General features: G+C 60.9%; 23 protein-coding genes, 1 tRNA gene and 2 pseudogenes. 19 read left to right on the forward strand and 7 right to left on the reverse strand.

The features are described from left to right. The first annotated feature begins 12 nt into the window (after positions 1-12). The 8 genes and pseudogenes from grrA to SynBMKMC1_RS14760 form a co-directional block, all read left to right on the forward strand. A complete protein-coding gene (gene grrA / locus SynBMKMC1_RS12110) occupies positions 13-345 on the forward strand; it encodes a GrrA/OscA1 family cyclophane-containing rSAM-modified RiPP (RefSeq protein ID WP_186471916.1) in 333 nt (110 codons plus the stop codon). Further along, positions 342-1,493, forward strand: a complete 1,152-nt coding sequence (grrM, locus tag SynBMKMC1_RS12115) for a cyclophane-forming radical SAM/SPASM peptide maturase GrrM/OscB (protein ID WP_186471917.1) — start codon at positions 342-344, stop codon at positions 1,491-1,493. The genes grrA and grrM overlap by 4 nt, the downstream gene beginning before the upstream one ends. A gap of 92 nt (positions 1,494-1,585) precedes the next feature. Continuing rightward, positions 1,586-2,044 carry a hypothetical protein gene (locus SynBMKMC1_RS12120; RefSeq protein WP_186471918.1) on the forward strand — a complete coding sequence of 153 codons (459 nt, stop codon included), beginning with the start codon at positions 1,586-1,588 and terminating at the stop codon, positions 2,042-2,044. A 144-nt stretch (positions 2,045-2,188) separates the two neighbouring features. Then, complete coding sequence (rimP, locus tag SynBMKMC1_RS12125) at positions 2,189-2,656, forward strand: ribosome maturation factor RimP (protein WP_186471919.1); 468 nt, start codon at positions 2,189-2,191, stop codon at positions 2,654-2,656. A 48-nt stretch (positions 2,657-2,704) separates the two neighbouring features. Further along, on the forward strand, positions 2,705-4,126 hold the full coding sequence (gene nusA / locus SynBMKMC1_RS12130) for a transcription termination factor NusA (RefSeq protein ID WP_186471920.1): 1,422 nt from the start codon (positions 2,705-2,707) through the stop codon (positions 4,124-4,126). After that, positions 4,123-4,404, forward strand: coding sequence for a YlxR family protein (locus SynBMKMC1_RS12135; protein WP_011933969.1), 282 nt, complete (start codon positions 4,123-4,125; stop codon positions 4,402-4,404). Before nusA ends, SynBMKMC1_RS12135 begins: the two co-directional genes overlap by 4 nt. A 63-nt stretch (positions 4,405-4,467) precedes the next feature. Beyond that, positions 4,468-7,839: a translation initiation factor IF-2 gene (gene infB, locus SynBMKMC1_RS12140; RefSeq protein ID WP_186471921.1), complete on the forward strand. Its 3,372-nt coding sequence runs from the start codon at positions 4,468-4,470 to the stop codon at positions 7,837-7,839. After that, positions 7,839-8,393: pseudogene (locus SynBMKMC1_RS14760) on the forward strand (low-complexity tail membrane protein); the annotation flags it as partial. The gene infB and the pseudogene SynBMKMC1_RS14760, both read left to right, overlap by 1 nt. A gap of 48 nt (positions 8,394-8,441) precedes the next feature. On the opposite strand, the gene SynBMKMC1_RS12145 reads toward SynBMKMC1_RS14760, so the two are convergent. After that, positions 8,442-8,663, reverse strand: a complete 222-nt coding sequence (locus SynBMKMC1_RS12145; protein ID WP_186473456.1) for a DUF3493 domain-containing protein — start codon at positions 8,661-8,663, stop codon at positions 8,442-8,444. 82 nt (positions 8,664-8,745) lie between these two features. Between SynBMKMC1_RS12145 and SynBMKMC1_RS12150 the strand changes: the two genes are divergently transcribed. After that, positions 8,746-8,818, forward strand: a tRNA-Thr gene (locus SynBMKMC1_RS12150). Positions 8,819-8,901: 83 nt separating this feature from the next. Then, entirely contained in the window at positions 8,902-10,092 is a 1,191-nt protein-coding gene (locus tag SynBMKMC1_RS12155) for a DUF389 domain-containing protein (RefSeq protein WP_186471922.1), read from the forward strand. A gap of 40 nt (positions 10,093-10,132) precedes the next feature. Here the strand turns inward: SynBMKMC1_RS12155 and SynBMKMC1_RS12160 are convergent. Beyond that, positions 10,133-10,246: pseudogene (locus tag SynBMKMC1_RS12160) on the reverse strand (photosystem II q(b) protein); the annotation flags it as partial. A gap of 26 nt (positions 10,247-10,272) precedes the next feature. Here SynBMKMC1_RS12160 and SynBMKMC1_RS12165 point away from each other — a divergent pair. Beyond that, a complete protein-coding gene (locus SynBMKMC1_RS12165) occupies positions 10,273-11,346 on the forward strand; it encodes a metallophosphoesterase (protein ID WP_186471923.1) in 1,074 nt (357 codons plus the stop codon). A gap of 90 nt (positions 11,347-11,436) precedes the next feature. On the opposite strand, the gene psbA is transcribed toward SynBMKMC1_RS12165, so the two are convergent. After that, entirely contained in the window at positions 11,437-12,516 is a 1,080-nt protein-coding gene (psbA, locus tag SynBMKMC1_RS12170) for a photosystem II q(b) protein (RefSeq protein WP_006040880.1), read from the reverse strand. Positions 12,517-12,704: 188 nt separating this feature from the next. On the opposite strand from psbA, the gene SynBMKMC1_RS12175 reads away from it, so the two are divergent. From SynBMKMC1_RS12175 to SynBMKMC1_RS12190, 4 genes are all read left to right on the forward strand, one after another. Further along, on the forward strand, positions 12,705-12,866 hold the full coding sequence (locus SynBMKMC1_RS12175; protein WP_186473502.1) for a hypothetical protein: 162 nt from the start codon (positions 12,705-12,707) through the stop codon (positions 12,864-12,866). Positions 12,867-12,899: 33 nt separating this feature from the next. After that, entirely contained in the window at positions 12,900-13,250 is a 351-nt protein-coding gene (locus SynBMKMC1_RS12180; RefSeq protein WP_186471924.1) for a hypothetical protein, read from the forward strand. Next, positions 13,222-13,707, forward strand: a complete 486-nt coding sequence (locus SynBMKMC1_RS12185) for a hypothetical protein (protein WP_255486196.1) — start codon at positions 13,222-13,224, stop codon at positions 13,705-13,707. Before SynBMKMC1_RS12180 ends, SynBMKMC1_RS12185 begins: the two co-directional genes overlap by 29 nt. Positions 13,708-13,782: 75 nt before the next feature. Further along, entirely contained in the window at positions 13,783-14,151 is a 369-nt protein-coding gene (locus SynBMKMC1_RS12190; RefSeq protein ID WP_011933977.1) for a hypothetical protein, read from the forward strand. Between the two features lie 2 nt (positions 14,152-14,153). On the opposite strand, the gene SynBMKMC1_RS12195 is transcribed toward SynBMKMC1_RS12190, so the two are convergent. After that, positions 14,154-15,077 (reverse strand): aspartoacylase, encoded by a 924-nt coding sequence (locus SynBMKMC1_RS12195; RefSeq protein WP_186471925.1) that lies wholly within the window; start codon positions 15,075-15,077, stop codon positions 14,154-14,156. Between the two features lie 50 nt (positions 15,078-15,127). On the opposite strand from SynBMKMC1_RS12195, the gene SynBMKMC1_RS12200 reads away from it, so the two are divergent. Genes SynBMKMC1_RS12200 through SynBMKMC1_RS12210 form a run of 3 tightly spaced genes read left to right on the forward strand, consistent with a single transcriptional unit; the run spans position 15,128 to position 18,674 of the window. After that, entirely contained in the window at positions 15,128-16,117 is a 990-nt protein-coding gene (locus tag SynBMKMC1_RS12200; protein ID WP_186471926.1) for a glutathione S-transferase C-terminal domain-containing protein, read from the forward strand. Next, on the forward strand, positions 16,114-16,767 hold the full coding sequence (locus SynBMKMC1_RS12205; RefSeq protein WP_011933980.1) for a DUF2301 domain-containing membrane protein: 654 nt from the start codon (positions 16,114-16,116) through the stop codon (positions 16,765-16,767). Before SynBMKMC1_RS12200 ends, SynBMKMC1_RS12205 begins: the two co-directional genes overlap by 4 nt. Beyond that, complete coding sequence (locus tag SynBMKMC1_RS12210) at positions 16,764-18,674, forward strand: ABC-F family ATP-binding cassette domain-containing protein (RefSeq protein WP_186471927.1); 1,911 nt, start codon at positions 16,764-16,766, stop codon at positions 18,672-18,674. Before SynBMKMC1_RS12205 ends, SynBMKMC1_RS12210 begins: the two co-directional genes overlap by 4 nt. On the opposite strand, the gene SynBMKMC1_RS12215 is transcribed toward SynBMKMC1_RS12210, so the two are convergent. Then, the gene (locus SynBMKMC1_RS12215; protein ID WP_186471928.1) at positions 18,655-19,113 is read right to left on the reverse strand and encodes a hypothetical protein; all 459 of its coding nucleotides are present in this window, start codon (positions 19,111-19,113) and stop codon (positions 18,655-18,657) included. The genes SynBMKMC1_RS12210 and SynBMKMC1_RS12215 overlap by 20 nt on opposite strands. A gap of 158 nt (positions 19,114-19,271) precedes the next feature. On the opposite strand from SynBMKMC1_RS12215, the gene SynBMKMC1_RS12220 reads away from it, so the two are divergent. After that, the gene (locus tag SynBMKMC1_RS12220) at positions 19,272-19,490 is read left to right on the forward strand and encodes a CP12 domain-containing protein (RefSeq protein WP_011933983.1); all 219 of its coding nucleotides are present in this window, start codon (positions 19,272-19,274) and stop codon (positions 19,488-19,490) included. A gap of 93 nt (positions 19,491-19,583) precedes the next feature. Here the strand turns inward: SynBMKMC1_RS12220 and SynBMKMC1_RS12225 are convergent, their stop codons facing one another. Then, a complete protein-coding gene (locus SynBMKMC1_RS12225) occupies positions 19,584-19,766 on the reverse strand; it encodes a hypothetical protein (protein ID WP_011933984.1) in 183 nt (60 codons plus the stop codon). Positions 19,767-19,860: 94 nt separating this feature from the next. Continuing rightward, positions 19,861-20,850 carry a GTPase ObgE gene (gene obgE, locus SynBMKMC1_RS12230; RefSeq protein WP_011933985.1) on the reverse strand — a complete coding sequence of 330 codons (990 nt, stop codon included), beginning with the start codon at positions 20,848-20,850 and terminating at the stop codon, positions 19,861-19,863. Positions 20,851-20,892 lie beyond the last annotated feature (42 nt).

A 20,892-nucleotide genomic window follows, 5' to 3' on the forward strand; every position in this document is an offset into this window, starting at 1 on the left:
TCTTTCTGAACCATGAACAAAACCAGTCTGCTGAGCCTTGCCGCCGTCCTCGCGACCAGCGCCGTTCTCTGCGAGTCCTCGAAAGCCGCCGTGCATCGCGAGCCTGATCTCGGCAATGCGCTCGAACAGCGCATTGAACGGATGGGAACAAAGGCCTGGGCTCTCCTTGAGAGCAACGGCATCACCGGCACCACTCCCGACTCCATCGCCAGGGCCTGGGGCAACGGCGGTGGCCGGGCCTGGGGCAATGGTGGCCGGGCCTGGGGCAACGGTGGCCGGGGCTTTGCGAATGGCGGCGGCGGCGGCTTCGCCAATGGCTACCGCGGTGGGTTCGCAAACTGGTGAACGCATCCGATTACGGCCCCATTGGTCTTCTGGTGATCCAGTCGACCTCCCTCTGCAATCTCGACTGCAGCTACTGCTATCTGCCAGATCGGCAAAAGCGGAACATCTTCAACCTCCAGCAGCAGCTCCCCCTGCTGCTGGAGCGGGTGTACGAAAGCCCGTTTTGGGGCCCCCACCTTTCGATTCTCTGGCACGCCGGAGAACCCCTCACGCTGCCGACTGCGTTTTACGACGAAGCCAGCGCCATCATCCATCGGGAAACGGCCGATCTTCAGGGCCAGGGGGTGGTGATTGAACAGCACATCCAGACCAATGCCACGTTGATTAATGACGCCTGGTGTGAGTGCTTCCAACGCAACAACATCGTCGTCGGCGTGAGCATCGACGGTCCTGAAGACATTCACAACAGCCACAGGCGATTCCGCAACGGCCTGGGATCCCATGGGCACACCTTGAAGGGCATCCGCACCCTCAGGAAGCACAACATCGACTTTCACGCGATCGCCGTACTTACAGAGGATGCTCTCGATCAACCCGATCGCATGTACACCTTCTTCCGCGATGAGGGGATCCATGCACTGGGCTTCAACGTGGAGGAGCAGGAGGGTGTTCATACCAACTCCTCGATGCAGGGGCTGGTCAAGGAGCGTCGTTACCGCGAATTTCTCTCCCGTTTCTGGGCTCTCAATCAACAGGATGGGTTTCCTCTGCGCATCCGGGAATTCGATCAAGTGATGGGCATGATCGCCGGCGGTCAACGCCTGCTTCAGAACGAAATGAATCGCCCCTACGCGATTCTGAGCGTGGACTCGAACGGTAACTTTTCCACCTTCGACCCTGAGCTGCTCTCGGTGGAAACGGAGCGCTATGGATTGTTCAATCTGGGCAATATCCGCGATCTCTCGCTCTTGGATGCCACTGAAGGCGCCGCATTCCAACACCTGCTGCAGGAGATGCAGGCCGGAACCGATCGCTGTCGGCAAACCTGTGAGTACTACGGATTCTGTGGAGGCGGAAACGGCAGCAACAAATACTGGGAGCACGGAAGTCTCGATGCGGCCGAAACCTGCGCATGCCGCTTTTCAAGCCAGATTCCTGTTGATGTGGTGCTCAACAAATTGGAACTGGCAACAGCCTCCAGCCCCTGAAGAATTCGCGCAACGACATCCAACCCCGCCAATCCACAGCCACCATGCTCATCCAACCAAAAGCAGCCGCCATCACCCTTTGCGTCACAGCCATGTCCGGCGCGCTCTCGATGGCACCGCAAGCCCACGCCGGTTGTTCTTTTCTGATGCCAATCGGAGGCAATGGCAACGGACCCAAGCCCACCATCGTCAAGAAAAAGGTTGAACGTCCCAAAGGCTTGGTCGGTAAAGCCGTCGGGAGAACAAATTGGAACACCGATTTTGTGGTCAACCAGCCCTACAAAACCTTCAAGCTCTTTTTCACAGCCGACTCAACCGATGGCAACCCGGGTGCCTATCCGATCGAGGCCTATCTGAAATTTACAGACGGCAGCAACCTCAGGGTCGTCCAGGAATCCATGAAGCCTCCAACGGGCACCGGTGCTCAATTTGGACCGTTCACCGTGCCGTCCGGAAAAGCCGTGAGTCAGGTGAATTTCAAAATCGGCGCAAACAATGATCCAGGAGCCACAGGCTTCAGCTACCGAATCTCAGTTCAAGGGTGCAATTAGTCAACGCGCTGAAAGGGTCTGGGCTTGGCCCTGGGGAACCTCCATCGCTTACATTGATTTAGGCCTGGTGAGTTCCTCTCTCCGGGAGGGTGATCACAGCATCAACCATCGGGCCTGAGCCCGAGTCACCGTCTCGACGACCCCTTGCCCCATCCACTTCTACCGGACATCACTCCTGTCGCTGCCAGCACAGCGGCGGCTCACGGCTTTGAGCTGGTGGAGATCCAGATTCTCACGCACCTACAACCGATGACGGTGCGGGTGCAGATCCGTTGCACTGATGGTTCTGATGTGTCTCTCGACGATTGCGCAGGCTTCAGTGGGCCCATGGGTGAAGCGCTCGAGTCGCAAGCTCTGCTCACCGAGGCGTATGTTCTGGAGATCAGCAGCCCTGGAATCGGGGAACAGCTCCAGAGCGATCGGGACTTTCAGACGTTCCGCAGCTACCCAGTTGAAGTCCTCTATCGCGATGACGAAGGCAGGGAGCAACGGCAACAGGGCTCCTTGCTCGAACGCAATGCCGACCACGTCCAGGTCAATGTGCGCGGGCGCATTAAACGCATCGCCAGAGCCTCTGTGATTTCTGTTCAGCTCATCAGTCCTACCGGCTGAGTCCACTCCACCGCACGTTCCCTTCGTTCTCTTCACACTCCCCACCCGATGGCTCTCGTTCTTCTTCCCGGCCTCAGCAACCTGATCGAAGACATCAGTGAAGAGAAGAAGCTTCCCCCACAAGTGGTTGAAGCGGCGTTGAGGGAAGCACTCCTCAAGGGCTATGAGCGTTATCGACGCACGCTTTACCTCGGCGTGGGTGAAGACCCGTTTGATGAGGAGTATTTCAGCAATTTCGATGTTGCCCTCGACCTCGACGAAGAGGGTTATCGCGTGCTCGCCAGCAAGATCATTGTTGATGAAGTGGAAAGTGAGGATCATCAGATTGCCCTGGCAGAGGTGATGCAGGTCGCCGATGACGCCCAATCCGGTGACACCGTCGTGCTCGATGTCACCCCGGAAAAAGAAGACTTCGGGCGGATGGCAGCAGCCACCACGAAGCAGGTGCTCGCCCAGAAGTTGCGGGACCAGCAACGTCGGATGATCCAAGAGGAATTCGCCGATCTGGAGGATCCCGTCCTCACCGCCCGCGTGATCCGCTTTGAACGCCAATCCGTGATCATGGCCGTGAGCTCAGGCCTGGGCCGGCCGGAAGTGGAGGCCGAATTACCGCGACGCGATCAGCTCCCCAATGACAATTACCGCGCCAATGCCACCTTCAAGGTCTTTTTGAAGGAGGTCAGCGAAGTCCCCAGACGAGGTCCCCAGCTGTTCGTGAGCCGAGCCAACGCAGGACTCGTGGTCTATTTGTTCGAGAACGAAGTTCCCGAGATCCAGGAAGGCTCCGTGCGCATCGTGGCCGTCGCCAGGGAAGCCAATCCTCCGTCCCGCTCCGTTGGCCCCCGCACCAAAGTGGCCGTGGACAGCATCGAACGGGAAGTGGATCCCGTCGGTGCCTGCATCGGTGCACGCGGCTCCAGGATTCAGCAGGTTGTGAACGAACTGCGTGGCGAGAAGATCGACGTGATTCGCTGGTCGTCTGATCCTGGTCAGTACATCGCCAACTCGCTCAGTCCGGCCCGGGTTGACGTGGTGCGTCTCGTCGATCCCGTCGGTCAGCATGCCCACGTTTTGGTCCCGCCCGATCAACTGAGCCTGGCCATTGGACGCGAAGGCCAAAACGTTCGTCTCGCAGCTCGTCTGACGGGCTGGAAAATCGACATCAAGAACGCCAGCGAATACGACCAAGCTTCAGAGGACGCCGTGGTGGCAGAACTGATTGCCCAACGGGAGCAAGAAGAGGCGCTTCAGCGAGAAGCTGAAGAGCGGCTTGCTGCCGAACAGGCCGCCAGAGCCGAGGAAGATGCCCGACTGCGCGAGCTCTATCCCCTCCCCGAAGACGAAGAGGAAGAGAAAGATGAGTATGGCGACGAAGCGGTTGAGGACGTTGTGATGTTTGAGGGTGAAGCCGCCGACACCAGCGAAGTCACGCCTGAATCCAGCGAATCCACAGAGGACGGGGCCCGGTGAAACCACAACGCCCTATCCTGAGACGTTGTGTCGCCTGCCGTCTGCTGCTGGACCGCAGCCTTCTCTGGCGGATTGTGCGTGACCATCGGGATGGGGTTCTCCTTGACCACGGAATGGGCCGTTCGGCCTATCTCTGTCCTCAGGAGAGCTGTCTCGAAGAAGCACAACGTCGGAAACGACTGCAGAAAGCCCTGCGATGCCAGGTGCCTGACACCGTGATGGCGACGTTGAAGCAGCGACTTGTTCCTGATCAGGAGACAGTCGCTGAGGCAAGATGAACACTGGCCCCACCTTGAGTGGTGCCCCGAGGCACACCGTGCCCGGACCGACCGGAGACCTGAATGACCAGCAGCGGCAAAGTCAGAATCTATGAGCTGTCCAAGGACCTTGGTCTGGACAACAAAGACGTGCTGGATGCCGCTGAGAAGCTGTCCATTGCGGCCAAGAGTCACAGCAGCTCAATCAGCGAAACGGAAGCTGGCAAGATCCGCAGCCTTCTGAAGGCCGGAAGCGCACCCCGCGCTGCAGCCGCCCCCTCCAAGCCTGCGCCAGGCAAGGCGATCCTCTCCGTTCAGAAAGCAGGTTCCGGCAGCAACTCTCCGGCACGCCCCGAGCAACCCAAGCCCGCGGCCAGCAGACCCCCTGCCGCACCCGCGGCGCCGAGCAAAGCGAAATCACCCCAGCAGCCGCCGGCCCGGCCTGCAGCCCCCTCAAGACCTGCGGCGCCGAAAGCCTCTGCACCACAGACCAGCGCCCCTCAAAAACCGGTGGTGCGCCAGCAACCAACGGCGCAGCAACCGGTTCCCAGACCGAAACCACAAACGGCACCGGAGCGCACCGTCAGCCGCCCCCCCTCGCCACCTGCGCGCCCAGTTCCCCAGCAACCCTCCCCTCCTTCAGCGAAACCCCGCGGTACCGCTCCGATCCGCCGGGCTGCTCCAAACGATGCCCCACGGCCGGCGAATGCTCCCCCGAGCCGTCCCCAACCCAAAACCCCTGTCAACAGGACGGCCCCCCCGCCGCAGCGCCCCGCTGCCAAGCCCGAACTGGTCGGCCGCCCCCAACCCAGGCGGCCAGAGGGACCTCCAACCCGACAAGGCGCAGGACCCGGCTCTCCAAGACCGGCTGTCAGCCCTCGCCCCAGTGCGCCAGGGAGTCAGCGGAACATGCCGCAAAGGCCGGCCGGAGCCCAACGTCCTGGAGCGCCCACGCGGCCCGGGACAGGTGCAGGCCGCCCCTCTCGCCCCGGTGGCAACACGCTTGAACTCGTTGGCAAGCCGATCCGCAGAGATGGCAGCGGCAACAGAGGTGAAGGTGGCCGTCCACCAGGGGGAGCACGTCCCGCAGGGGGCGGCAACCGTCCAGCCATGCCCCCTGGCATGCGCAAACCGGTTGCACCCGGCGAGCTCATGCAGCTCCAGAAGCCATCAGGACGTCCAGGTGTTCCCCCGCCGAGACGGCCCGACGGCACCCCTGTCACCCCGAGAGGAGACGGTCCGAAAGCAACTCCGCCGGTCTCGCGCCCGACGGCAACGCCGCCATCGCCGGCGACTGCCCCAAGGCGTCCTGGTGGCTTCAGGCCCGGAGCTGGGCCTGGAGGGCAACGTCGCCCCGGACGTCCCGACTGGGATGACAGCGCCAAGCTGGATGCGCTGCGCAACCGTTCACCGCAGAAGCAGCGTCAAAAAGTCCACATCATCGGGGAGAACGACGATTCCCTGGCTGCACAGACCGGAGGATTTGCCGGCGAGCAGCAAAACATGGTGCTGTCGGCCAGCCTGGCGCGCCCATCCAAGCCGAAATCCCAGCAGAAGGCTGCGCCGAAACCGGTGGCAGCGATGCGCAAGCGCCGCAAGGAAACCACGCGCCAGCGCCAGCGGAGGCGTGCCATGGAGCTGCGGGCAGCCCGTGAAGCCAAGCAGGTCAGGCCCGAAATGATCGTGGTGCCGGAGGACAACCTCACGGTTCAGGAGCTGGCCGACATGTTGAGTGTCGAAAGCTCGGAAATCATCAAATCCCTCTTCTTCAAGGGAATCATCGCCACGGTCACCCAGTCTCTCGACATGCCCACGATCGAGACCGTGGCTGAGGAGTTCGGTGTTCCTGTGCTTCAGGACGACGTCGAAGAGGCCGCGAAGAAGACCGTGGAGATGATCGAGGAACAAGACCTCGAACATCTCATCCGCCGCCCTCCCGTGGTCACGGTCATGGGCCACGTGGATCACGGCAAAACCAGCTTGCTCGACGCAATCCGCAAGGCGCGTGTGGCAGCGGGCGAAGCCGGTGGCATCACCCAGCACATTGGTGCCTATCAGGTGGAGATCGAGCACAGCGGCGAACCTCGCAGGCTCACCTTCCTCGACACTCCTGGCCACGAAGCGTTCACAGCCATGCGTGCCCGCGGCACGAAGGTCACAGACGTGGCGGTTCTCGTTGTGGCAGCCGATGATGGAGTGCGGCCTCAAACGCTTGAAGCCATCAGCCACGCCCGTGCTGCCGAAGTGCCCATCGTTGTGGCGATCAACAAGATCGACAAAGAAGGTGCCTCACCAGATCGGGTGAAGCAGGAGCTGTCTGAGCAGAACCTCCTGGCCGAGGAGTGGGGTGGTGATGTGGTGATGGTGCCTGTGAGTGCCATCAAGTCGGAGAACATCGACAAACTGCTTGAGATGCTCCTCCTGGTCACGGAGGTTGAGGATCTCCAGGCCAATCCCGATCGTCTGGCCCGTGGCACGGTGATCGAGGCACACCTCGATAAGGCCAAGGGTCCGGTGGCCACCCTGCTGGTTCAGAACGGAACGCTGCGAACAGGTGATGTGGTGGCGGCCGGTCCTGTGCTCGGCAAGGTTCGAGCCATGGTCGACGACGCCAGCGTTCGCCTCAAGGAAGCGGGCCCATCCTGTGCAGTTGAAGCGCTTGGATTCAGCGAAGTGCCAACGGCCGGGGATGAGTTTGAGGTCTATCCGGATGAAAAGTCAGCCCGTGCCGTGGTGGGCGACCGTGCCTCCGATGCCAGGGCGACCCGGTTGGCCCAGCAGATGGCTTCACGGCGTGTCTCTCTCACCGCCATGTCCGGTCAGGCGAACGACGGCGATCTCAAGGAGCTCAATCTGATCCTCAAGGCCGATGTCCAGGGCTCGGTTGAAGCCATTCTTGGCTCTCTCGAGCAGTTACCGAAGGATGAAGTTCAGGTGAGAGTGCTGCTCTCGGCCCCTGGCGAAATCACAGAAACAGATGTCGACCTGGCTGCAGCCTCTGGAGCCGTGATTGTGGGCTTCAACACCTCCATGGCCTCCGGAGCACGAAAGGCTGCGGATGCCAACGGTGTTGACGTGCGTGATTACGACGTGATCTACAAGCTCCTGGAGGACATCCAACTGGCCATGGAAGGCCTGCTGGAACCGGAGCTCGTGGAAGAGGCCTTGGGCGAAGCCGAGGTGCGTGCCGTGTTCACGATCGGCAAGAGCGCTGTGGCCGGCTGCTACGTCACCACAGGAAAACTGCAGCGGAACTGCAAGGTTCGTGTGCACCGCGGGAAGGAGATCGTCTACGCCGGCGACCTCGACTCCCTGCGCCGCAACAAAGACGACGTCAAAGAAGTGGCGACTGGATTCGAGTGCGGCGTCGGCACGGATCGCTTTGCCAACTGGCAGGACGGTGACCGGATCGAAGCCTTCAAGATGGTCACCCAGCGCCGCAAGCTCACCACCTGATGATCACTCGCCGAGAGCCGCTCCTCTGGCTTCAGCTCATGGCCCTGGCCGTGATTCCGCTGGAGCTCGAGCTGCTCAGGCTCATCTTGTCTGGCAGCACGTTTGGGCCTTCTCCCGCCCTCGAGCGCCTCTTGGTGTGGAGTCTGTCGGTGGTGGCGCCTGGGTACTGGCTGGTGCAACGGCCGGTGGACTGGGGATCACTGCTGCTGGTGCGCCAGCCTCTCTCAACCCGACAGGTTGATCAGCGACGGCTCAGCGCGCTTCAAGACTCGATCGCACTGCGCAGCGCCACCGTGTTCGGCATGGTTCTTCTGCTGATGGCGTTCTGGTGGATCGACCGTTCAGCCCTCCTGGTGATCGAGCTTTCGCCTCTGAAAGATGGGAGCAGGCTCACGGGGTTGCTGCTCTCAGGCCTGGTTCTCTCTCTGCTTCTGTGGCAGTGGCAACAGCTCTGTTCCGCCGTTTGGCTGCTCACCCGTCCCGACGAGAGCGTTCTTGCCACGACGCCCCTCAGCGACGATCAGATGCGCAGCCATCGGACCAGTTTTGGCTTCGGAGTGCTCATACTCCCGACCCTCACATGGCCATCCCCGAACGCAAGCTCAGGGCTCGGTTCTGGGCCGATCGAACCAGAGCAGGCTTCCGAACAGAACGACGGCTCCGATCTGGATCAACAAGTCGCTGGGGACGACGGGGTTGCCGGCACTGAGCCGGAACGCCATCACGAAGAGCCCGAGCCCGCCGGAACCGAACAAAGCGACCCAGAGGAGACGCCTGAGCCCCCTCCAGGGAGTGCGTGACTCCTGGAGGAGTCTCTGTCGCATGGCCGGATCCAGATCTCTGCCGTCCTGTTGATCGGATGTCACGGACAATGCTCGAGGTCCTGAATGTTAATTTCCTTAGGTCGCCGATGTAGCTCAGCTGGTAGAGCAACGCTTTCGTAAAGCGTGGGTCGCCTGTTCAAGTCAGGTCATCGGCTTGGAACGTCTGTTGCTTTCCGCACCTGAGCCGTTGTTCAGCACCCTGAATCCATCAGGCTGCTGAGATTGATTCAAACGGTTCATGGATTCGGAAAGCGACTCCAGCCGCATGCTCAAACGACTGCACCGCAGTCATATGAACGATGCAGCCCTCGACGAGGTCTTCATCGTGTTGAGTGTGGGGGCGAGCCTGATCGCCACACTCGGACTGCTGGCGAACAGCGCTGCTGTTGTGATCGGCGCCATGGTGGTGGCCCCGTGGATCATGCCGCTGCGGGCGGCTGCGTTTGCGATTCTGCTTGGAGAGGTTCAACTGCTGGGGCGATCGCTGCGCACCTTGATGGTGGGGATGGTGAGCACCACGGTGTTGTCTCTGGTGCTGGGAGCTCTTGCGGATCTCCCGCGATTCGGCACTGAAGTGCTAACCCGCACAACACCGAACCTGCTGGATCTCGGTATCGCCCTGGTGGCGGGTGGCCTCGCCACCTACGCCAAGCTGCGCAGCGATGCGGTGAGCTCCCTCGCCGGAACGGCCATTGCCGTGGCTCTGGTTCCGCCAGTGTGCGTGATGGGACTGCTGCTTTCACAGCAACAGTGGAACGATGCTGCAGGGGCTGGACTGCTGTTTGCCACCAACCTGCTGGGCATCCTCACCGGTGGCCTTGTGCTGATGGCCTGGAAGGATCCCGAATTCAGACAGGTGTTCCGGCGCAGTCACCTCAGCGCTGCGAGCTTCACCCTCACCGGTCTGCTCCTCCTCCCACTGGGAAGCAGTTTTTTCAATCTCCTGGACAGAGCCCGGAAGGACAGCACCCGGGACATGCTGCAAGAGACCATCGAAAGCTTTCTGACGCGGGAGACGTTGACCTTCGGTGATCGGGAATCTGTGGATGTGGAGCGTGTTGATATCGCCTGGAATCAGAATCCGCCGGTCATCCGCGTCATCGTGCGGGTTTCGGACCCAGACCTGCCCAGTTTCAAGCAGGTCTCGGCGGTACAGAAAGCAATCAACCGACGGCAAAACCGTCGTTTTCGGTTGGTCGTGCAGCGCACTGCAGTGGATGTTGTCGGTCCTGAAGTCGCTCCAAATCCTGAGACACCGGCAACCGAACCAGAGTTGGCGCCTGCACCTGAGCCGGAACAATCCATTGCTCCGATCGAACCAAACGCCAACTCAGCGGGGAACAACCTGGAGATTGAGGCACTGCTGCCTGGAACAGCCAATCCACAACAAACGATTCCCTCCGAGGAGGGGGCTTTCCGATCCAACTGACGCTGAATCTTTGGGAGACTTCAGCCTCAGGCTTTCTCGATCAACCGATGGCGGGAGCTTGCAGAGCCACAGGAGTGGACTCAACAGCAGCCAGGTCGAGGTTGGCGCGGTTGAGCACATCAGCCCGGGTGTTCAGGACGCGGCCCGGACCATCACCCCGTTCAGGCATAAGCTCCGCTGATGAAACAACCCGGACGGCGAGACTTTCTGCGGCTCATGGCCGCCGCCGCATCGGCTTCGGCCTTGGAGGCCCTGCTGAGGCAGGCGACTGCGCAACCTCTCGCTTCAGGGCAGTCCAGTTCCCCCCAAGCACAAAACAACCCTGTCAGGATTGGACTGATCAGCGATCTCAACCGCTCCTACGGCAGCACCAACTATGGCTCCACTGTTGAACGGGGCGTGAGCCTTCTGTTGCAGCAGAAGCCCGATCTGGTGATTTGTGCCGGTGACATGGTGGCTGGCCAGAAGACGTCGCTCACCGACCGCCAGCTCGCAGCGATGTGGGAAGGCTTTCAGGTCTCTGTCCAACGGCCACTGCAGACAGCCGGCATTCCACTTCTGCCAGCGATCGGAAATCACGATGCATCAAGCCAGCGGTTTCAGGGCCGCTACATCTACGCACGGGAGCGCCAGCAGGCTTCATTCTTCTGGAACCAGCATCGTGATGCGCTGTCACCAGGACTGACAGAAGCGATCAATTTTCCATTCCAGTACGCATGGCATGGACCTGGTCTTTTCCTTGTTGTGATGGATGCCTCATCCGCAACTGTGAGCAGTGCACAGCGGCAATGGCTCTCCCGCGCTTTAAACGCGCCGCAGCGACACAAGGATGACCTCTGCCTTGTCGTTGGCCACCTGCCACTAACGGCCTTCAGCCAAGGCCGGGCGCGCGCTGGCGAATGCATCCACGACGCCGAATCGCTGGCTGCCGAATTGCGCCAGGCACAGGTGGATCTTGTGATCTCAGGGCATCACCATGCCTGGTATCCCGCCGAAGCCCTGGGCCTCCGACTCCTGAGCCTGGGTGCCATGGGCAGTGGCCCGAGGCGACTGCTCGGCAGCAACATCGCTTCAGCGGCCTCGCTCACACTGCTGGATTGGTCTGTTTCCGATCAATGCATCTCAGAGAGAACACTGAACCTCAACACTCTCTCTGAGATGCAGCCAGACCTGCTCCCAACAACCATCGTTGCGCCTGGTTTTGCTGAGGCACGTCGACGCAGTACCCAGTGGCAGCGCACGCAACGCGGATAGGTCGTCAATCCCAACAAACCAACAAAAAGCCCCCTCGTGAGAGGGGGCTTTCCGATTCAACTGACGCTGAATCTTTTGGAGACTTCAGCCTCAGCCGATGGCGGGTGCTTGCAGAGCCACAGGAGTGGACTCAGCAGCAGCCAGGTCGAGGGGGAAGTTGTGAGCGTTGCGCTCGTGCATCACTTCCATGCCGAGGTTGGCGCGGTTCAGCACATCAGCCCAGGTGTTCAGGACGCGGCCCTGACCATCAAGGATGGACTGGTTGAAGTTGAAACCGTTCAGGTTGAAAGCCATGGTGCTGACGCCCAGGGCAGTGAACCAAATGCCGACCACAGGCCAGGCAGCCAGGAAGAAGTGAAGGCTGCGGCTGTTGTTGAAGGAGGCGTATTGGAAGATCAGGCGACCGAAGTAACCGTGGGCAGCCACGATGTTGTAGGTCTCTTCCTCTTGGCCGAACTTGTAGCCGTAGTTCTGGGACTCGCTCTCGGTGGTTTCACGCACCAGGGAGGAGGTCACCAGGGAGCCGTGCATGGCGGAGAACAGGGAGCCACCGAACACACCTGCGACGCCCATCATGTGGAAGGGGTGCATCAGGATGTTGTGCTCTGCCTGGAACACCAGCATGAAGTTGAAGGTGCCGGAGATGCCGAGGGGCATGCCGTCAGAGAAGGAACCCTGACCGAAGGGGTACACCAGGAACACGGCGGAAGCAGCAGCCACGGGTGCGCTGTAAGCAACGCAGATCCAGGGGCGCATGCCGAGGCGGTAGGAGAGTTCCCACTCGCGACCCATGTAGCAGAAGATGCCGATCAGGAAGTGGAAGACAACCAGCTGGTAAGGACCGCCGTTGTACAGCCACTCGTCGAGAGAAGCAGCTTCCCAGATGGGATAGAAGTGAAGGCCGATGGCGTTCGAGGAGGGCACAACAGCACCGGAGATGATGTTGTTGCCGTAGATCAGGGAGCCAGCGACGGGCTCACGGATGCCGTCGATGTCGACGGGGGGCGCTGCGATGAAAGCAACGATGAAGCAGGTGGTGGCAGCCAGCAGGGTGGGGATCATCAGCACACCGAACCAGCCCACATACAGGCGGTTGTTGGTGGAGGTGACCCACTCGCAGAAGGACTGCCAGCCATTGGCGCCGGAGCGCTGCTGAATGGTGGTGGTCATGAGAACGGAAAAGAATGCTCCGAAGAGCGGTTACGGAAGGGCAGGATGCCCTGCCAACCATGAGTGTAAAGCAACATTGCGGAAGTTGTCGAGAGCTTTATGAAGTCGTTGTGAAGAAGCGTTGAGCTCCGCCCCGTCTCGACCCTTGGGGATCGACGGCCGCTAAAGAATCACTTAAGGTTCTTAGAGTGAGTCTTAAGGAGACGCGTGTGGTCTTGATCCGCTGGCTGATCGCTGGCCAACGTCTCGAGGAGACCGTGCCGACCAAGCACGCGCGCCACAGACGCAACGAACTGGTTGCCCAAGGCGCTGTTGTGTACTGGAGCGAGCGACTGGCCGAAAGCCACTGACCCGCCAAACTGAATCAACTGAAATCAGCGGTCATGCCCCTGAGGTTGCGAACCACGTGCAGGCACTTGTCCTCAGGGGCCTTAGCACTGTTCACCCTCGGGCTTCTCAGCTCTTGCCAGACAACAGCTGATCGCAGCAACAGCGACGCCCCTTCGCAAGCGCAAGCGATTCAACAACTGGACGCTCGCCTCAAACGACTCGAACAACGGCTCGACACGGCAGCGCCCGTGCCAGATGAAGGCGATCGCGTCCCCCCCGGTCCGATCAAATCCATCACCTTCCGCAGCGGTACGGCGGATGACCGGGTGCGCATTTACTGGGCCAATGGAGAGCGCTCAGACCTGCCCTGCACCCTTGAGCAAGGCACCTGGGCCTGTGGCTGAGGAAGGCTCCCAGTCACACCAAGACACGCCTGGTGCTCAGGTTGGTCATGCATCAACAGTGCGGAGCCTTCAAGGTGAGGTTGATCAACTCACGCTCGTGATGCGCCGCTTTGCTCTCTTCATCGGGTTGACACTTGGTCTCAGCACCGGCTTGATGGTGCGGGCGGACCAGTCCCTGCCGTTCGCCCAGACCAAAGCAGCCAACCTGGCTCGAATGCGGGCGGAATCTCTCAATGGAGGTCTTGGGGCCTACCGCGCTGCAGGCTGCATGTACGAGACGGGGGGCACTTCATGTCTTGCATCCAAAACCAGCGAAGGCTTTCTCTTCCGGTTTGAGGGGGGCCCTCCAGGCTGGGAGCAGCAGACCCCACCCCGTCCCTCGCTTGAAACCAGTGTTCTGGTGTCCAAGGATGGAGATCGGATCTTGGAAGTTCCTTACAACGGCCCCTTGCGCTGACGAACAAGTCTCAGCGCAATCTTGTTGACACTCCATCGCTCAGTGAGTGCCATAGGAGAGGTTTTTCAAAAGACCATGAACCTTTCCACTGTTTCTGCTCTGGCCCTGGTCCTGGGCACAGGCGCCCTTACCGGCGCACCCGCGCTGGCGCAGGCTCCTGTTCCTGCCTCCCAGATCCGAGCCTTGAATCTGGCCCGAAATACCGCCGTCACAGAAAATGGTGGGCTCGGCGTCTATCGGCCCCAGCCGTGCATGTTCAATACCAGTGCAGGCGGTGGAGAGTGCCTGGTGAAGGACGATGCCAGTGGCTACACCTTCAAGTTCCTGGGGGGAGTACCGGGTTGGCCTGAGAACGGAAGCGACCCCACAACGGAAACCGAACTGCAGGTTGCGCCTGACGGCCGCAGCGTGACCAACATCATTTACAACGGATCTCCCCGCTGAGATCAGCCAAGGAGGTTGGCCAAGGCCTCTTTCCAGTCCTTGGAAAGAGGCCAAGCCTCTCGTTTGGTGAAACTCAAGGCGATGGCCTTCTCGGCATAAGCCGCTTCGTTGATAAACACTGGAATCAATCCATCCTCACCCTCAAAAACAGCAGCTTTTGATTCGGCATTGATAAAAAGTGGATCCCCTGCTTTCAAGGGTTGCCAATCGCGACCCTGAAGATTGGGATGCACCAGGGCATCCGGATCACCGGAACGGCGTCTCGGCACGTCCAGGCTGCCCAGGTGGCGGTGAATCACAACCTGGTCGGGATAGCGAGCAGTCCCATCACGCACCGACGTGATCGCCGCCATGAGCGCTTCGAGAGCCAGCCGTGTCTGCAGCACGATGTCGGAGCGGCGTACGTTCTGGGGAACCGGCCCCACCTCAATCACCAGTCCACAGGGCCAGCGCTCCGCAAGAAAGCCCTGCTGCGCCGCGTCCGCTTCGTGCAGATAGATCGGAAGGCCCAGTCGGTGCTGAACCAACGCCGCCAGTGCCAAATCCACGGGCCTGCGTCCATACACAACCAGGCAATTGCCCATCGCTGAGGTGGTGCTGTGCAGGTCCACCACCAAATCGCAGGGCGTTTGCCCCTCCGGACCGAATTGCTGGAGCAATGCCAGTGCCTGCAACATCTCCCGGTCCGCTTCAGCGGGAATCGTGGAGGCCCTCTCCAGAAGATCGGAGCGGAAGGAACGGTTGAGATCGCGGTCGAGGTAACGCCGGCCCTGCGCGCAAGCCGCTGGATTACCGATCGCCAGTTGGACGTCGAGGCCCTTGGAATCAACGAAATTCGGATGCTGGCGCCACTGGTCAAGCAACCAGGGGCCATTGATCTCATTGCCGTGGGTGCCGGCCACCACCAAAACCCGAGGCCTCACCATTCAGCAGCTGACAACGCACCCAGACTGACACCACTCGTCACGGATCAACAATGGCTCTACCACCTCTGGTTGTTGCCACGGCCAGAGAGGGCTGGCGGTGGCAATGGCGCCAGCTGATGCAGGGGCTTGGTCCGGCCGATGCCGAAGGGCGATATCTGCGCCCTGCAAGCGACCGCATGGACGTGGTGATTCCAGACCAGTCGGAGCTGCAACTCCGTTGCGACGCCCAACGGCCACGGTTGGTGATCGGCAGAAGCTGCCCCTGGGCCCATCGCACCTGGCTGATGCATCGGCTGCGTCGGCTGGAGGGAACGCTCACCCTGCTGATGGCCACTGCTGACCACCGCGCCGGACGCTGGTCCCTCGTTCCAGCCTGGCTGGACTGTGACTCCCTGCTGGCGCTGTATCGGCACTGCGGCACTCCGCCCCATCACAGAGCCACCGTCCCAGCCCTGATCGATCCAGGACGAGAGGCTGGACTCACGCCCCAACTCCTGGGAGATGACAGCGCGGCACTCACCAAAACACTGAATCAATGGCCAGGGGGAGAAGGAGCCATGGATTTGGCTCCCGCCGCTCTGGCGCCAGGCATTCAACGCTGGATGCAGCTTCTACAGCCTGCTGTCAATGACGGGGTGTACCGCTGCGGCTTTGCACGCACGCAGAAGGCTTACGACGAGGCCAGCGCAGCCTTGTTCTCAGCTCTCAACGCGGTGGAGGCCGCGCTTCAGCACCAGGGCCCCTGGCTCTGCGGCGTGCAACCCACCATCGCGGATGTGTGCCTGTTTCCCACGTTGATCCGCTGGGAGCTGGTGTACGCGCCGCTCTTTGGATGCAACGCCCAACCGTTGTGGATGTTTCCAGCGCTGTGGCGCTGGCGTCAAGCGTTTTACGCCCTGCCAGGGGTTGCCGAAACCTGCGCTGGCGAGGCCTGGCGTGCTGACTACTTCGGCGCCCTGTTCCCGTTGAATCCAGGCGGCATCATTCCAGCGGGGCCTGATCTCTGCACACTGATAGGAAGCTCACCGGCATTGCCATGACCGAGGCCGATCTCCAGAAGGCCGATCCCCGATACGAAGGCTTTTACGGCACTTACACCATCACCGAGGCGGACCGGCGCGAAGTGCAGCGCTATCGCGTGGCTCTGCTGATCAGTGGCATCGCCTTCAGCGCAGGATTGCTGCAGTGGTGGCAATGGGGCGGACAGCTGGCCTGGCTGTGGGTGCTGCCCCTCGCTGCATCCCTTGGTCTGGCCCTCCATTGGATTCACATCTACCTGCGGCCGCTGCATCGGGCCCTACAGCTCTTCTGGCTCCTGGGATGCCTTGGCTGGGGTGCATTACTGATGATGGCAAGCCCCTCCGCAGCCCTGACCACCCTGCAAAACCATCCGCTCTGGATCCTTGCGGTTGGTCCGTTGTTCGCGGCCTTAGCCGGGATTGGATTCAAGGAGTTTTTCTGCTTCCGGCGCGCGGAGGCGATTGGTTTGACCTTGCTGCTGCCCTTGGCCTTGCTGGGCCGCCTGAGCAGCTTGATGCCCGCTGATCTCTGCCTGGCGCTGCTCGGAGCGGCCGCTCTCTTGCTGCTGGTGCTGGCCCTGCGCAAATTCGGCATCCCCGCCGCTGCCGATGTGGGTGACAAGAGTGTGTTTGCTTATCTGGAGCAGCAGCGCGCCGCTGGAGCCCCGTGAGTCTGATCAGCCTTGTTGATGCGTCGAAAGACTTCGGGATCCGCACCTTGTTTGAGGACCTCACCCTGCATGTACGCGAGGGAGATCGCCTCGGGCTGATCGGCCCCAATGGAGCAGGGAAATCAACGTTGTTGAAAGTGCTCGCAGGGGTGGAACCTCTCGGCAGCGGTGAGCGTCGCTGCTCAGCGCGGCTGCGGGTGGAATTGGTGGGGCAGGACAGTCAGGTGAATCCAGGACTGACCGTGCTGGAGCAGGTCTTCGCTGGATGCGGAGCGAAAAGGGATCTGCTGCTGCGTTTCAGCGAGGTTTCAGAAGCCGTTGCCCAGTCCCCGGATGACACGGCCCTGATGGGTGAACTGGGAGCGCTCAGCGAACGCATGGATGAAGAGGAGGCCTGGGCACTGGAGCAGCAGTGCCAGGAGGTGTTGCAACGTCTGGGAATCACCGACCTGCACCGGCCCGTGGAGGATCTCTCCGGCGGGTATCGCAAACGCGTGGGGTTGGCCTCCGCCCTGGTGGCCTGCCCCGATGTTCTCTTGCTGGACGAACCCACGAACCACCTGGATGCCGCGGCGGTGGAATGGCTGCAGAGCTGGCTCGATCGCTATCCAGGCGCCGTGGTTCTCGTGACCCACGATCGGTACGTACTCGATCAGGTCACGCGCCGGATCGTGGAGGTTGAACGGGGGGTCGCCAGCAGCATCGACGGCAATTACAGCGCCTATCTGCAACGCAAGGCCGACCAGGAAGTGGCCAATGCCGCCGAGGCCGCGCGCTTCAAAAGCGTGATGCGTCGCGAACTGGCCTGGCTGCGCCAGGGGCCGAAAGCGAGAAGCACCAAACAGAGAGCCAGGATCGAAAGGATTGAGGCACTCAAGGCCTCACCGGTGAAGCAAGCCAAGCAGGAGCTGGCGATGAGCAGCGTCAGCCGGCGCATCGGCAAAGTCGTGATCGAGGCTGAAGAGCTCTCTGTTACAGCAGATGGCCAGCCGGGAAGTCCCTCGTTGCTGAGAGATTTCACCTACAGCTTCAGCCCCGAGGATCGGGTGGGGATCATCGGGCCCAACGGCAGCGGCAAATCCACCCTGCTCGATCTCATCGCTGGCCGCCGTCAGGCCACCAGCGGCTCCCTGCGGCTTGGCGACACGGTTCACCTCGGGTACCTCGACCAGCACACCGATGCGCTCAGCGAGGGACGTGGCCTGGAGCGCAAGGTGATCGAATTTGTCGAGGAAGCGGCGTCAAGAATCGACCTTGGTGGCGAACAGCTCAGTGCATCCCAACTTCTGGAGCGGTTCCTGTTTCCTCCAGCCCAACAGCACAGCCCTCTGAACAAACTCTCAGGTGGCGAACGCAGGCGTCTGAGCCTGTGCAGGATGTTGATCCAGGCACCCAACGTGCTGTTACTGGACGAACCCACCAACGATCTCGACGTCCAGACCCTGAGCGTCCTCGAAGATCTACTCGAGGATTTTCGTGGTTGCGTCGTGGTGGTGTCGCACGATCGCTATTTCCTCGACCGCACCGTTGATCGGTTGTTCTGTTTCGACGACGGCCGCCTTCAGCGATTCGAGGGCAACTACAGCGCTTTTCTCGACCACAAACGTGCCTTGGAGAAGAGCAGCTCCACTCCGTCGTCCGTTGCGAAGGAGTCCGCCAGCCCCAAGAAGAAACCTGCGAAATCCACCGATTCAGGCCCACGCCGCCGCAGTTTCAAAGAGTCCAGAGAGCTGGAGACACTGGAGCAGACACTGCCAGACCTGGAAAAGCGCAAAGCTGATCTGGAAGCAGCGATCGGATCAGGCCAAGGAGACCTCACCGTTCTCAGTCACGATCTGGCGGCACTGCTTGAGCAGCTGCAAGACAGTGAAGAGCGCTGGTTGGAACTCAGTGAACTGGCTCCTTGAGGGAGCGGCGCCGTCGACGGGGATGGGAGGGCTCTGCCGGCAAAGGGCAACTCAGAGGAGCCTGGGGCCGTCCTGCCCATGGAGCCGGCTCAAATCGCCCACCGGACGCTTCCGCCAGCTTCATCGCTGTGGGCTTGTAATCACTCCCCGAACGATGCAAGGCCATCTGATCCCCCATCTGCCGCAGGTAGAGATCCAATGACCACTGCACCGTGTTGTGTTCAAACGCTTCGCAGGCTTCCTTGATGGAACAGAACCGTTGGCTGACAAGCCCTGAAGGAGCGCACTGTTTCCACTTCAGCACTTGCTGAAAGGTCAGTCCCGATCGCCACTGACGTTGCTCTGAGAGGTAGCAAAAGCCTTCTGGGCCGTTGATCCAGAACACCCTTCCCTCTTCGTCCATGAAGTGGCGACCTTGTCGCTGCTGGATCCTCACCATGGGATCGATGCAGAAGCTGATTTCTTGGTAGCCGTCAACACCAGAGCCTGGCAAGCGTCTTGTTACGGAAACCTCGTCTCCGCTCCCATCGCTGGCATGTCTGTTCAACAGCCGTATGGTGTGGAGGTCGCCATTGGCCTGGACGCGCCAACGATTCCATGAAATCCATCGACGAGCACATCAAAAAGGACCAGACCGATCTCGAGTCGGCCAAGGCAGAAGGCAACGATGCCAAGGTTCGTCACATCAGTGAGGAGCTGGAGTCTTTGCAGGAATACAAAAAGGAACACCCCGAGGATTCCCACGATCCAACGCCTCTGGAGCTCTACTGCGAGGCCAACCCCGAAGCTGACGAATGCCGGGTCTACGACGACTGACGCTTGATGACGCGCTAGTTAAGTCCACGAAAAAGCGGGGCCGCGGCCCCGCTTTTTGATTGGCAAAGCGCCTGGCCCTGCGGACCCGATCACTCACTGCTCCTCGTTGAAGTCCGCAGGGCTACCGGTGAGGCTGCAGACCACCGACTCTTCGGGCTTCATCTCACGAATTTCGGCGATCGGACGCCCGCGACGGCGCAGGGCTTCGATCTCTTCACGGGTCTGGCAGCGGGCGATCAGTTGTCCCTGATCGTCAAAGCAACTGAAAAAGGTCATTCGTTTGCATGCATCCTCATGTCCTTTATCGCCAGGACGCTGGCATCAGACAAGGGCGGATGTGCCCCTCCACACCGGGGCAAACCGATTGCTGTCACACACCCAGCAGCTGCCAAACCTGATCCAGAAGGGCATCGAGCCCTTTGCCCATCACAGCGGAAATCAGCAGCGGGCGATGCCCACTGGAAGCCTCCAACCGTTCCAGCAAATCATCGCGTCCCTGCTCATCGAGCAGCTCAAGTTTGTTCAACACCAGCAGACGTGGACGGCTCACCAAGCCATGGCCGTAGGCCTCCAGTTCCTTTTCCACCACCCGAAGGTCCCCCACGGGATCGTCGGCGCCGCTGTCCACCAGATGAATCAACAGGCGGGTGCGCTCGATGTGGCGTAGGAAGTCATGGCCCAGGCCAGCGCCTTGGGCGGCTCCAGCAATCAATCCCGGAATATCTGCAAACACGGTGCCGTCCCCCGAGGGCCTGCGCACCACGCCGAGATTCGGCACCAGGGTGGTGAAGGGATAGTCGGCAATTTTGGGACGGGCTGCAGAGAGAACACTGATCAGGGTGCTTTTTCCTGCGTTGGGGAGGCCGATGATTCCTACCTCAGCCAGCAGCTTGAGCTCGAGTTGCAGCGGCCACTCCTCGCCATCCCTGCCTTCGGTGCATTTCTCAGGAGCGCGATTGCGATTGCTGAGGTAGTGCGCATTGCCAAGACCACCTCGACCACCGAAGGCCACCGTGAGCCGTTCGCCTGGATTCGTGAGATCACCCAACAGGATCCCCGTCGTGAGATGGCGCACCTCGGTGCCACAAGGCACCTTGATCACCAGAGGTTGGCCGGAGGCACCGGTGCAGCGATTGGGACCACCCCGACGTCCGTCGATCGCGGCGAACAAGCGCTTGTATTTGAAATCAAGCAGCGTCTGAAGGTTGGAATCAGCCTCCAGCACCACATCGGCGCCGTGCCCACCATCGCCGCCCGATGGCCCCCCGGCAGGGACGTACTTCTCCCGTCGGAAGGCGACGATGCCGTCGCCTCCGCGCCCTCCCCGCACGGTGATGCGTGCCTGATCGATGAACTGCACGAAACCCCTCGATGGGCCCAACCACCAACCCTAGGATCGTGC

It is taken from the genome of Synechococcus sp. BMK-MC-1 (assembly GCF_014279955.1).
Classification (GTDB): domain Bacteria; phylum Cyanobacteriota; class Cyanobacteriia; order PCC-6307; family Cyanobiaceae; genus Synechococcus_C.